The sequence below is a fragment of the Corynebacterium sp. LK2537 genome (assembly GCF_040946485.1).
Taxonomy (GTDB): domain Bacteria; phylum Actinomycetota; class Actinomycetes; order Mycobacteriales; family Mycobacteriaceae; genus Corynebacterium.
Genome location: NZ_JAYWLQ010000003.1, coordinates 242,267 through 254,528, shown reverse-complemented (window position 1 = coordinate 254,528; position 12,262 = coordinate 242,267). Strand labels below are relative to the sequence as shown.

The 12,262-nt window shown below is 67.4% G+C and carries 9 protein-coding genes; all 9 read left to right on the top strand.

Annotation, left to right across the window (positions count from 1 at the left end):
• Positions 1–21 precede the first annotated feature (21 nt).
• The 9 genes from VVS03_RS05965 to VVS03_RS05925 all read left to right on the top strand — a co-directional run bounded on the left by VVS03_RS05965 (position 22) and on the right by VVS03_RS05925 (position 12,152).
• A complete protein-coding gene (locus VVS03_RS05965; RefSeq protein WP_368519999.1) occupies positions 22–1,962 on the top strand; it encodes a glycosyltransferase in 1,941 nt (646 codons plus the stop codon).
• Positions 1,955–2,479, top strand: coding sequence for a phosphatase PAP2 family protein (locus tag VVS03_RS05960; RefSeq protein WP_368519998.1), 525 nt, complete (start codon positions 1,955–1,957; stop codon positions 2,477–2,479). The genes VVS03_RS05965 and VVS03_RS05960 overlap by 8 nt, the downstream gene beginning before the upstream one ends.
• Positions 2,476–3,471, top strand: coding sequence for a decaprenyl-phosphate phosphoribosyltransferase (locus VVS03_RS05955; RefSeq protein WP_296203425.1), 996 nt, complete (start codon positions 2,476–2,478; stop codon positions 3,469–3,471). The genes VVS03_RS05960 and VVS03_RS05955 overlap by 4 nt, the downstream gene beginning before the upstream one ends.
• Positions 3,472–3,501: 30 nt before the next feature.
• Complete coding sequence (gene zomB, locus VVS03_RS05950) at positions 3,502–5,238, top strand: flagellar motor control protein ZomB (RefSeq protein WP_368519997.1); 1,737 nt, start codon at positions 3,502–3,504, stop codon at positions 5,236–5,238.
• 165 nt (positions 5,239–5,403) lie between these two features.
• Positions 5,404–6,432 (top strand): alpha/beta hydrolase, encoded by a 1,029-nt coding sequence (locus tag VVS03_RS05945; RefSeq protein WP_368519996.1) that lies wholly within the window; start codon positions 5,404–5,406, stop codon positions 6,430–6,432.
• A gap of 297 nt (positions 6,433–6,729) precedes the next feature.
• Positions 6,730–8,700 (top strand): alpha/beta hydrolase-fold protein, encoded by a 1,971-nt coding sequence (locus VVS03_RS05940; protein ID WP_368521313.1) that lies wholly within the window; start codon positions 6,730–6,732, stop codon positions 8,698–8,700.
• A 30-nt stretch (positions 8,701–8,730) separates the two neighbouring features.
• On the top strand, positions 8,731–9,228 hold the full coding sequence (locus VVS03_RS05935; protein ID WP_368534160.1) for a hypothetical protein: 498 nt from the start codon (positions 8,731–8,733) through the stop codon (positions 9,226–9,228).
• An 18-nt stretch (positions 9,229–9,246) separates the two neighbouring features.
• A complete protein-coding gene (locus VVS03_RS05930) occupies positions 9,247–10,176 on the top strand; it encodes a cutinase family protein (RefSeq protein ID WP_368521311.1) in 930 nt (309 codons plus the stop codon).
• 119 nt (positions 10,177–10,295) lie between these two features.
• Positions 10,296–12,152, top strand: coding sequence for a FadD32-like long-chain-fatty-acid--AMP ligase (locus VVS03_RS05925; RefSeq protein ID WP_368534161.1), 1,857 nt, complete (start codon positions 10,296–10,298; stop codon positions 12,150–12,152).
• Positions 12,153–12,262 lie beyond the last annotated feature (110 nt).

Below are 12,262 nucleotides of genomic sequence, written 5' to 3'. Positions count from 1 at the left end.
TTTGGAGAAAAAGAAGCCATCGTGACTTACCCCCAGGAATATGAAGCAGTGCAACGCGTCTTGCTGCCCAAGCGCGGCGAGCCGAACGACGTGCGCATGCTCTACCTCATTGAGTCTCCGCAGAACCGCCAGCGCCTGAGCTGGCACGACCGCACCACCCTGACCATCCCGGCCGGCGAAGAGGTCTCCTTCGAGACCTACTTCAACGCCTTCCCGGCGTCCTACTGGCGCCGCTGGTCGCAGCTGGACTCCATCGTGCTGTCGCTGCACGTGAACGGCCAGGCAAACGTCTCGGTGTACCGCTCCAAGGAAAACGGGCAGCGCATCGGCGTGGCCAACCACCTGGTCGAGGACGGCGAGCACCACTTCGAGCTACCGCTGAAGAACTTCGAGGACGGCGGCTGGCTGTGGTTCGACGTCACCGCCGAGACCGAAACCGAGCTCTCCCAGGTCGCCTGGTGCGCCCCGCACGCCCCGGGCGAGCAGGTGCTGCCCGACGGCACCACCCAGCCGGCCGCGGACAAGCGCGTGGCCGTCGGCATCCCGACCTTCAACCGCCCGACCGACGCGGTGGCAGCGCTGCAGGCGCTGGCGGAGGACCCGGTCGTCGACGGCATCATCGACTACGTGCTCATGCCGGACCAGGGCAACCAGCACCCGGCGGATGAGCCGGGCTACGACGCCGCCGTCGCCCACTTCGGCGAGCGCTTCCGCGAGTTCCGCCAGGGCAACCTGGGCGGCTCCGGCGGGTATTCCCGCATCATGTTCGAGGCCATCGAGAACACCGACTCGCCGTTCATCCTCTACATGGACGACGACATCGCCATCGAGCCGGACTCCATCCTGCGCGCGGTGCAGGCGGCCCGCTACGCCGCCCGCCCCATCATCGTCGGCGGCCAGATGCTCAACCTGCAGGAGCGCAGCCAGCTGCGCACCACCGGCGAGCAGGTCAACAAGTCCGACTTCATGTGGGGCCCGGCCCCGCACGCGGTCTACGACCACGACTTCGCCAAGTACCCGCTGTCAGCTATTGGCGATGCCCAGTCGCACAAGGACCCCAACAAATACGACTCGCGTGCCCTGCACCGCCGCGTCGACGTCGAATACAACGGCTGGTGGATGTGCCTGTTCCCGCGCGTGGTGGCCGAAAAGATGGGCCAGCCGCTGCCGCTGTTTATCAAGTGGGACGACACCGAGTACTCCCTGCGCGCCGGGCGCGCCGGCTTCCCGACCGTGACCTGGCCGGGCGCGGCAATCTGGCACATGGCCTGGGCGGACAAGGACGACGCCATCGACTGGCAGGCCTATTTCCACCTGCGCAACCGACTGATCGTGGCCGCCATCTACCACGACGGCGACCCGCGCGGGATCACCCGCTCCATCTTCAAGTCCACGCTCAAGCACACCATGTGCATGGAGTACTCCACCATGGCCATCCAGCTGGAGGCCATGCGGGACTTTTTGGCCGGCCCGGACCAGCTCTTCGACATCCTGGAGTCCTCCCTGCCGCGGATCAACAAGATCCGCTCGCAGTACTCCGACGCGCAGATCCTGCCCTCGGCGGCGGAGCTGCCGGCCCCGACGGGCGCGCCGGGCGTGCCGACCCGCAACATCGGCGGCCGCCTGGGCAAGATCAAGAAGCTGCCCTGGCTGTTTAAGAGCATCAAGCACCTGGCCAGCAAGGAAGACCCGGCCCACCACGCGGCCCCGCAGCTGAACCTGACGCCGGAGGAGGCGCGCTGGTTCACGCTCTCGCGCCTGGACTCGGCGACGGTCTCGACCGCCGGCGGCACCGGCGTGGCCTTCCGCAAGCGCGACCGCGAGCTGGCCCAGGATCTGGTGGGGCAGACCCGCGAGCTGCTCAAGGAGATTGAAAACAACTTCGACGAGCTGCGCGCCACCTACCGCGCCGCCCTGCCGACGCTGACCAGCCGCGAATCCTGGAGGAAGATCTTTGAGTAGCATTTCTCAGCTCAACGATGCCGAGTCGCACGTCCTCAAGGCCATCCAGGACGTCGCCTTCGACGTGCCCTGCGTTTTGCCGACCGCGCGGGGCCTGAGCCACTTCGGTGAGCACGCGCTCGGCTGGATGGCGCTGTCGGCGCTGGCGGCGGGCATCGATAAGCCCCGGCGCCGCCAGTGGGCCGGGGTGGGCGTGGCGGCCTTTGGCGCGCACGCGGCATCGGTAGTCATTAAGCGCGTGGTGCGCCGGCGCCGCCCGGACTACAGCTACGTGCGGGTCGGGGTGAAAACGCCCTCGCGCCTGTCCTTCCCGTCCTCGCACTCGACGTCGACGACGGCCTTCCTCGTGGCGGCCGCCCGCGTGACCGGTAACCGCAGCTTCTGGCTGGGCGTGCCGGTGATGATGGCGTCGCGTATGGTGCTGGGGGTGCATTATCCCTCTGATACTGCCGTGGGCGCCCTGTTGGGCGCCACCACGGCGCAGGTTGTAAGCCGGCTGGAAAGGAAAACCGCATGAGCGCCCATCCGCACGATGACGGCAACCAGAGCTTCTTTCACTCGGAGCCTCACACCTCCGGCGTAGACACGGGTCGGAAGCGCAAGCCGCCGAAGAACCTCGCCGACGGCATGGTCAAGGCCCTGCGCCCCAAGCAGTGGGTCAAGAACGTGCTCGTGCTGGCCGCCCCGGCCGCCGCGGGCGCGGACGCGCTGTTCCACGGCCGCGTGCTGCTGGACGTCCTGCTGGCCTTCGTGGTCTTTTGCATGGGCGCGTCGTCCATCTACCTCATCAACGACGCCCGCGACGTCGAGGCCGACCGCGCGCACCCGACCAAGCGCTTCCGGCCCATTGCCGCCGGCGTGCTGCCGGTGCAGCTGGCCTACGTCATGGCGGCGGTGCTCATCGTCGGCGCCATTGGCCTGTCGCTGCTGGCCACCGCGGGCGTGGAGCTGGCGCTGGTCATCGCGGTCTATATCGCGCTGCAGCTGGGCTACTGCTTCGGCTGGAAGCACATGCCGGTGATCGACATCGCGCTGGTCTCCTCCGGCTTCATGCTGCGTACCATGGCCGGCGGTGTGGCCGCGGGCATCGAGCTGTCCCAGTGGTTCCTGCTGGTCGCCGCGTTCGGCTCCCTGTTCATGGCCTCCGGCAAGCGCTACTCGGAGATCCTGCTGGCGGAGAGCACCGGGGCGAAGATCCGCAAGTCGCTGGAAGGCTATACACCTACCTACCTGCGTTTCGTGTGGACCCTGGCGGCCACCGCCGTTGTGATGTCTTACACGCTGTGGGGCTTCGAGCTGTCCAGCCAGGCCGAGGGCGTGGCCGGCATCTGGTACCAGGTTTCGATGGTGCCGTTTACCATCGCTATCCTGCGCTACGCTGCGGACGTCGACCGCGGCCACGGCGGGGCGCCGGACGAGATCGCGCTGGAGGACCGCGTCCTGCAGATTCTGGCGCTGCTGTGGCTGGCTTGTATTGCCATGGCGGTCTACGTTTTCCCGATGATCTAATTCGGGGGACAACTGGTAACCTGCTCTGTTATGCAAAAAATCGGTAGTCCCCGCGCGGCCCACCTCTCGGTGGTTGCCAGCAGTGTAGCTATCGGGGCGATTACCTTCTTCGCGGCGTGGCAGCGCCGGTGGATGGCCGACGACGGCCTCATCGTGCTGCGCACCGTCCGCAACCTCTTGGCCGGCAACGGCCCGGTCTTCAACGCGGGGGAGCGGGTGGAGGCCAACACCTCCACCCTGTGGCAGTACCTGATTTACCTGGGCCGTCTGGTCACCGGCGCCCAGCTGGAAGCCATCGCAATGTGGCTGGCCATCGCGCTGTCCGTGGCCGCCCTGGTGGTCGGCACGTGGGCCACCGCCCAGGTACATAACACCGGCGGCCGGCACGCCACGCGCGCGGTGGTCCTGCCCGCCGGCGCGCTGGTCTACCTGGCGTTGCCGCCGGCCCGGGACTTTTTCACCTCCGGCCTGGAGTGGGGCCTGTCCATCTTCTACCTGGCGGTCTTGTGGTGGCTGCTGACCCGCTGGGTGCGCGGGGCGAACCCCTACCTGGTGGCCTTCTGGGCCGGCCTGTCCTGGCTGGTGCGCCCGGAGCTGGCGCTCTACGGCGGGCTGACCGGCATCGTCCTGCTGGTGGCCCACCGCCGCCCGGCGCACTGGGCGGGCATCCTGGGCGCGGCGCTGCCGCTGCCGCTGGCCTACCAGGTTTTCCGCATGGGCTACTACGGCCTGCTGACCCCGCACACGGCCGTGGCCAAGTCGGCTGCCGATTCCGCCTGGGGCGCCGGCTTCAACTACCTCGGCGACTTCGTCGGCCCCTACTGGCTCTGGCTGCCCCTGCTGGTGCTGGCGGCGCTGGCGGTCTACCAGTTCCGCGGCGACGCGCACTTTTCCGCGGTGCGCAGCCAGCCCGTCGTCGTTGTGCTCCTGGTTATCTGCGCGCTGATCCACCTGCTCTACGTGCTGCGGGTGGGCGGCGACTTCATGCACGGGCGCATGCTCCTGCTGCCGCTTTTCGCGCTGCTGCTGCCGGTCTTCGTGCTGCCGGTGCGGGATTACTGGGTCGCCGCCGGCGTGGCCGGGATTGCGGTCTGGGCCGCGGTGGCGGCCTGGCGTGGGCACCCGGTGGATTGGAAAGTCTACGAGGGCGAGATCTCCATCGTCGACGAGCGCGACTACTGGACCTACGCCACCAAGCGGGAACCCGGAAACCCGCCGAAGGACGCGGAGGACTTTAAGAAGATGCGCCTGCTGCGCGGCTTCGATGACGCGATCGACGGGCTGGAGCGCGGCGACGCGCTGGCCATCCGCTACCTCGACGGCGACTCCATCGAAGACAACGCCTGGACGACCGCGGGGCGCGATGACAGTCGCAACGACCCGCCGACGCTGTACCTCATCAATATGGGCATGTCCTCGATGCATTCGCCGCTGAACGTGCGCGTGCTGGACAACATCGGGCTGGCCACGCCGCTGGCGGCGCGGCAGCCGCGGATCGAGGACGGGCGAATCGGCCACGACAAGTCCCTGCCGCTTACCTGGCAGGCCGCGGACTCCGCCGTGGACATCGAGGAGCTGCCGGCGTGGTACGACAAGGACGAGGTGGCTGAGAACCGCCGGGCCCTTGAGCACCCGGATTTCCAGAAGCTTTTCGCGACCTACCGCGACCCGCTGGACACGGGGCGGTTCTTCGAAAACATCAAATTCTCGCTGACCGACGGGCGGACGCTGCAGTTTACAGACAACGCTCAGGACTACCTCAAGTAGTCCCCAGGCAGCTGCCGGAATGAGACAAATTGACAGCAATCGTCTAGAATCTCAGGCACTGTTATAAATTCGTGATTGTTAACGCAACTTCGCTTGCGTTCGATACGTACTGAAGGAACCCTTCGGTAAAAACTGAAACAAAAAAGTACACAAGCAAGGAGAGACATGACACTGACGTCTTTCGCCTCCCGCGCGTCCCGCCGGGTCACCGCAGTGGTCGCGGCCATCCTCATGGTCGTCACCATGCTCGCCGTGGCTGGCCCGCAGCGGGCCGAAGCCGCCCCGCGTGACTACCTGCGTGCCGACGCCACCGGCCACTGCGACTGGGACCGTGTGGGCTGGTGGGTCCAGCGCTGCGACGTGTGGTCCCAGTCCATGGGCCGCAACATCCCGGTCCAGATCCAGCCGGCCAAGCGCGGCGGCAACGCCGGCCTCTACCTGCTGGACGGCCTGCGCGCGACCGACCGCACCAACGCCTGGGTCAACGACGTGAACGCCGCGGCCACCTACGAGCCGCACAACATCACCTTGGTCATGCCGGTCGGCGGCGAGTCCTCCTTCTACGCGGACTGGGAAGGCCCGGCCACCTACGACCTGACCAACCCGGTCAACTACAAGTGGGAGACCTTCCTGACCCAGGAGCTGCCGGGCTACCTGGAGCGCAACTTCGGCGTTGCCCGCAACAACAACTCCATCGCGGGCCTGTCCATGGGCGCTACCTCGGCCATGGTCCTGGCCAGCAAGCACCCGAACCAGTTCCGTCAGGCCATGTCCTTCTCCGGCTACCTGACCACCACGCTGCCGGGCGCCCAGACCTTCATGCGCCTGGCCATGCTGGACGCCGGCGGGTTTAACATCAACGCCATGTACGGCACCCTGATCAGCCCGCGCCGCTTCGCGAACGACCCGTTCCACCTGACCTCCGGCCTGCGCGGCAAGGACGTCTACGTCTCCGCGGCCTCCGGTATCCCGGGCCCGGGCGATGAGAAGTACCTGCCGCAGCACCAGGCATCGGGTGCGGCCCTGGAGGCCTTCGCGATGGTCTCGACCCGCCTGTACGAGCTCAAGGCCCGCGCCGACGGCGTCAACCTGACCACGGACTACCCGAACGTCGGCCTGCACAACTGGAACCAGTTCGGCCGCCAGCTGGACAAGACCAAGCCGCGCGTCCTCAACGTGATGAACGCTTGGTAAGCCGGTCCTAGACCCGCACCAGAACTAAACCAAAATCCCCGCGCTAGCCCTAGCGCGGGGATTTTTCTATTTCGGGATAAGAATGTGACTTCGGGCGTGTCGGCTAGGAAAAGTCTCAAGTTGAACTTAAACTTGAGCGCACAACAACCCAGGTACGTGCTCCGGAGGAGGGGAACCTTCGGATTGCGTGAGTTTCCGGGTGCGCTAGCCGTGTTTTCGGCGGGCGCTGCCTCGTTGGCTCTTTTGGCTGGGACTCCATCGCTGTCTGTCTACTAGTCGAACGTCAAGGATACCTCCATGCGCACATCCGCTCCGAAGCCCTCCCCGCGCCAGGCGCGCAACACGTACCAGACTCGTACCCGCCGCGGGCTAGCCGCCGCGGCCCTGCCCACGGCGCTGGCCGTCGGCATCGCCCTGCTGCCTAACGCCACCGCCCAGCAGGGACTGGGGGATCTCAGCTCCTCCTCGTCCGGGTCGAGCCTGTCGGATTCCTTTGCGCCGTCGGCCCCGCCGGAGCGCACCCCGATTGATACCACCTACCCGGACGTCGAAGGCCTGCCGGAGGGCGTGGACATCGAGCGCGTGGAATACCTGACCAACCGCCACCTGATGGTCTACATCAAGTCCGCGGCCATGCCGGACAAGCTGCAGAAGGTCCAGATCCAGCTGGCGCGTGACTGGTACTCCAACCCGGAGGCCACCTTCCCGGAGGTCTGGGCCCTGGACGGCCTGCGCGCCCGCGACGACGAGTCCGGCTGGACCATCGAGACCAACATCCTGAACCAGTACGCCGACCGCAACGTCAACCTGATCATGCCGGTGGGCGGCGAGTCCTCCTTCTACGCCGACTGGCAGCGCCCGGACAACGGCACCCACTACCAGTGGGAGACCTTCCTGACCCAGGAATTGGTGCCGATCCTGGACAACGAGTACCGCTCCAACCACAAGCGCGGCGTGACCGGTATCTCCATGGGCGGTACCGCCGCGGTCAACCTGGCCGAGCGCAACCCGCACCTGTTCGACTTCGTGGGCTCCTTCTCCGGCTACCTGGACACCACCAGCAGCGGCATGCCGGCCGCCATCCGCGCCGCGCAGATGGACGCCGGCGGGTACAACTCGGACGCCATGTGGGGCCCGCCGGGCTCCCAGGACTGGATCGACCACGACCCGAAGCTGGGCATCGAAAACCTGAAGGACATGAAGGTCTACATCTCCGCCGGCTCCGGCAAGGACGACTTCGGCAACCCCGAGTCCGTCGCCAAGGGCCCGGCCAACATGGCCGGCATTGGTCTGGAGGCCATCTCGCGCATGTCCGGCGAGACCTTCATGAGCTACGCCAAGCGCGCCGGCGTGGAGCCGGAGGCGCACTTCCGCCCGTCCGGCGTCCACAGCTGGGAATACTGGCAGTTCGAGATGCAGCAGGCCTGGCCGTCCATCGCGGACGCCCTGGCCATCCCCAAGGAAGACCGCGGGGCGGACTGCCAGGCCATCGGCGCCATCGGCGCGGCCACCAAGTCCGGCACCATCGGCGAGTGCGTCAACAACGAATACGACGCCGGCGACAACGGCAAGGCCCAAGACTTCAGCGCAGGCACCGCGTACTGGTCCCCGGAGACCGGCGCCAAGGCGCTGGTCGGGCGCATCAACGCTCGCTACAGCGAGATGGGTGGGCCGGGCTCCTGGCTGGGCTTCCCGCTGACCAACGAGGAAAAGACCCCGGACCAGCGCGGACGCTTCGTCCACTTCGAGAACGGTTCCATCTACTGGACCGCCCAGACCGGCGCCTATGCCATCCCGAAGGACATGGTCGAGGCCTGGGGCAAGAACGGCTGGGAAGGCGGGGATCTCAAGTACCCGACCTCCGCGCCGCATGAAGTCAACGGCGGCTTCCAGCAGGAGTTCGAGAACGGCATCCTGACCCGTAACCCGGACAACTCCCACCACATCGTCCACGGTGCCATCGGCGCCAAGTACAAGGAGATGGGTGGCGCGACCACCGGCCTGGGCTTCCCGACCAGCGACGAGATCAAGATCAAGGGCGGCGCCTTCCAGGAGTTCGAGCACGGCAACATCTACTGGTCCCCGAAGACCGGAGCGCACTTCATCATGCACGGCAAGATCTTCGAGGACTGGGGCAAGCGCGGCTACGAGCAGGGCGAGATGGGCTACCCGACCTCGGACACGGAGCAGATCCCGGCCGGCGGCCTGACCCAGAAGTTCCAGAAGGGCACCCTGAGCGAGATCTTCGGCCGCGTGCAGAAGTCCTAAACGCCAGCCGGAAGGAGTACCATCAGCGCCATGCGAAAATTGATTGCGGGTCTGGCCGTCGCGGCATCGTTGGGCCTGGCGGCCTGCGGTTCCGCCACCGTCGACAACGATAACGAGGCCGCGGGGCCGACCTCGGTGGCGCCGTTGGAGCGCGGCTCGGAGACCGAGTCGGCATCCGCCTCCGAGTCGGAGTCGGCCGAAAGCAGCTCGAAGCCTTCCGCCGCCGCGCCGGCCGGCGACCGCGCCGCGGAGGACCGCGGGGCCGAAGAGATCTCCGAAATCCCCTCCCCGGAGGCCGACGCCTCTGCGGGCGATGCCGACTTCCTCGGCGCGGTCGGCGAGCGCGATATCGACGCGGCCGGCGTGGAAACGCAGCTGGTCTCCGCCGCGCAACGGGTCTGCGTGGAGGAAGAACCCATCACCCTGAACGCGATTGCCGGCCAGCTCATCGAGCAGGGCCGCACGGAGCTGGACTACGAAGAGCTGACCCGGTTCCTGACGGACGAAGCGCGCTCCGTCTACTGCTAGACGAGACAGGCACAACACATGAAAAAGACCCTTACTGCGGTGGCAGTAGTGATCCTGCTGGTGATCCTGGGCGCCTCCGCGGTGCACTATTTCAACAGCACCTCCTCGAGCAACCTGTCGGAGCCGCCGGCCACGCAGCCCGGCGAGGACGAGCCGGCCGCCTCGGAACAGCCGGACTGGTGCCCGCGGGTCGAGGTCATCTCCGCCCCCGGCACCTGGGAATCCAAGGCGGACGACGATCCCATCAACCCGACCGCCAACCCGCGCTCGTTCATGCTCTCGATCTCCCAGCCGCTGCAGCAGGCCTACGCCCCGCAGGACGTGAAGGTGTGGACCCTGCCGTACACCGCGCAGTTTAAGAACATCAACTCCCAGGAGGAGATGTCCTACGACGACTCCCGCCAGGAGGGCACCTCCACCCTGGAGGGCGAGCTGCGCTATATGCACGAGACCTGCCCGGCGACGAAGTTCGTCATGGCCGGTTTCTCGCAGGGCGCGGTCATCCTGGGCGATGTCGCCGACCAGATCGGCGCGGGCACGGGCGCGGTCCCGGCCGAGTCGGTGGCCGGCGTGGCGCTTATCGCCGACGGGCGTCGCGAGCCCGGCGTGGGTATCAACCCAGGCGTCGAGGTTCACGGAATCGGCGCGGAGATCGCCCTGGAGCCGATCAGCAAGCTGGTCCAGCCCATCGTGCCGGGCGCGACCATGCGCGGCGCGCGCCCCAACGGCTTCGGCGAGCTGGCGGACCGCACCTTCCAGATCTGCGCGCCGGACGACTCCATCTGCGACGCGCCGCGCGATGCCGCCAACGGCCTGGATCGCGCCCGCGATCTCATCGCCGCCAACGGCGTGCACGCCCAGTACGCCTCCAACCCGCACGTGGTGGAGGGGACCACCGCCAACGACTGGGTGGTCGGCTGGGCCCGCGGAATCATCGACGGCATCTAAGAACGGCCCGCGGCAATGCTGCGGGCAACCGGCCGCCTTTGGTGTAACACGGCGGCCGCCTAGTCTGATAATTTTAGTAGCAAAATAAACCGAATCGGATTTCAAGGAGCGTTACTGTCATGGATTTGCACGCCGTCATGGGCCAGTTCTTCAACGACCAAGGGGAGATCACCCTCGCGCCGCAGCTGACCCTCGCCGGGCTCGCGGAATTGCTCTACCAGGGCGATCTGCAGACCGGCGGCGGTGACCGAAAGGTCCTGCGCTTCTGGGACTACTCCGAGAGCCGGGAGGGCCAGCTGGTGACCTACTCGCGCCAGGAGGTAAACACCCGCATCAAGTCCGTGGCGGCCCGCCTGCAGCAGGTCGGCAAGCTGGGCGACCGGGTGGCCATCCTGGCCGGCAACTCCCCGGAGTACCTCTTCGGCTTCCTGGGCGGCCTGTACGCCGGCATGACGCCCATCCCGCTCTACGATCCGAACGAGCCGGGCCACGCGGACCACCTGAAGGCGGTCTTCGCCGACGCCCAGCCGAAGCTGGTGCTGACCAACCGGGCATCGGCGGCCGCGGTGCGCAAGCACTTCGCCGACCTGCCCTCCCGGGAGCGCCCGCGCGTGCTCTCCGTCGACTCCCTGCCGGACAGCCTGGCGGCGTCCTACCAGAACCCGGCGACGACCCTGGAGGGCCAGCAGCAGCTGGCGATGTCCACGGTCATGCCCCTGGACCAGCCCGCTTTCCTGCAGTACACCTCCGGCTCGACCCGCACCCCGGCCGGCGTGATCCTGACCAACCGCTCCATTCTGACCAACGTGCTGCAGATCTTCCGCGCCGCGCAGCTGAAGATGCCGCTGCGCCTGGTCACCTGGCTGCCGCTGCACCACGACATGGGCATTATCCTCACGGTGTTCGTGACCATCCTGGGCCTGCCTTTCGAGCTGATGTCCCCGCGCGATTTCATCCAGCAGCCGGAGCGCTGGGTGGGCCAGCTCAACCGCAAGCCGATCGATGACAAGCTGCAGGCCACCTACGGCGTGGTCCCGAACTTCGCGCTCGAGCTGGCCGCCCGCTACGGAGCCCCGGCCGACGGCGAGGAGCTGGACCTGTCCCACATCGACGGCCTCATCGTCGGCTCCGAGCCGGTCACCGAGTCCGCCGTGGACAGCTTCCTGAACACCTTCGAGCCCTACGGCTTCAAGCGCACCGCGCTGCGCCCGTCCTACGGCCTGGCGGAGGCCTCCCTCCTGGTGAGCACCCCGCAGACCGACGAGCGCCCGCTGATTACCCACTTCGACCGCGCCGCCCTGGCCGAGGGTCGCGCCGAGGTGGCCGAGGCCTCCGAGAACACCGTGGCTTTTGCCTCCGTCGGCCAGGTGGTGCAGCCGCAGTACCTGACCATCGTCGACCCGGAGACCCGGGCCGAGGTCGCCGACGGCGTCATCGGCGAGCTATGGGCCCACGGCGAGAACATGGCCGCCGGCTACCTGGAGCGCGACGAGGACACCGCCGCGACCTTCCACAACACCCTGGGCGAGCGCCTGGCGGATAGCCGCGTGGCCGGCGCCCCTGATGATGATCGCTGGATGGCCTCCGGCGACCTGGGCACCATCCTGGACGGCCACCTCTACATCACCGGCCGCCTGAAGGACCTCATCGTCGTGGCCGGCCGCAACCACTACCCGCAGGACATCGAGTCCACCGTCCAGGAGGCCAGCGAGCACGTGCGCCCGGACTCCGTGGCGGCGTTCTCCGTCGAGGGCGCGGACACCGAGCAGCTGGTGCTGCTGGTCGAGCGCGCCGATACGGCTGAGCCCTCCGGCGACGCCGCCGCGGCCGAGGCCATCCGCTCGGCGGTCTCCGCCCACCACGGCCTGACCCCGGACGACATCGTCTTCAAGCAGGCCCACGAGATCAACCGGACCTCCTCGGGCAAGATCGCCCGCCGCGTGGCCAAGAAGCACTACCTGGCCCAGCGCGGTTAATCCCCGGCAGGGCTTGGCCAAAGCCCTGCGCATCCGCCTGGCCGGCGCTTGCTACTAACGTTTTGGGGCCCGAGTTCGATAGCCTAAGGTGGAGCATTTTCACCAAAGAC

Coding starts and splice junctions, on each gene's coding strand:
- VVS03_RS05955 (WP_296203425.1), top strand. CDS start 2,476: ATGAGCGCCCATCCGCACGATGACGGCAACCAGAGCTTCTTTCACTCG.
- VVS03_RS05930 (WP_368521311.1), top strand. CDS start 9,247: ATGAAAAAGACCCTTACTGCGGTGGCAGTAGTGATCCTGCTGGTGATC.
- VVS03_RS05940 (WP_368521313.1), top strand. CDS start 6,730: ATGCGCACATCCGCTCCGAAGCCCTCCCCGCGCCAGGCGCGCAACACG.
- zomB (WP_368519997.1), top strand. CDS start 3,502: ATGCAAAAAATCGGTAGTCCCCGCGCGGCCCACCTCTCGGTGGTTGCC.
- VVS03_RS05945 (WP_368519996.1), top strand. CDS start 5,404: ATGACACTGACGTCTTTCGCCTCCCGCGCGTCCCGCCGGGTCACCGCA.
- VVS03_RS05925 (WP_368534161.1), top strand. CDS start 10,296: ATGGATTTGCACGCCGTCATGGGCCAGTTCTTCAACGACCAAGGGGAG.
- VVS03_RS05935 (WP_368534160.1), top strand. CDS start 8,731: ATGCGAAAATTGATTGCGGGTCTGGCCGTCGCGGCATCGTTGGGCCTG.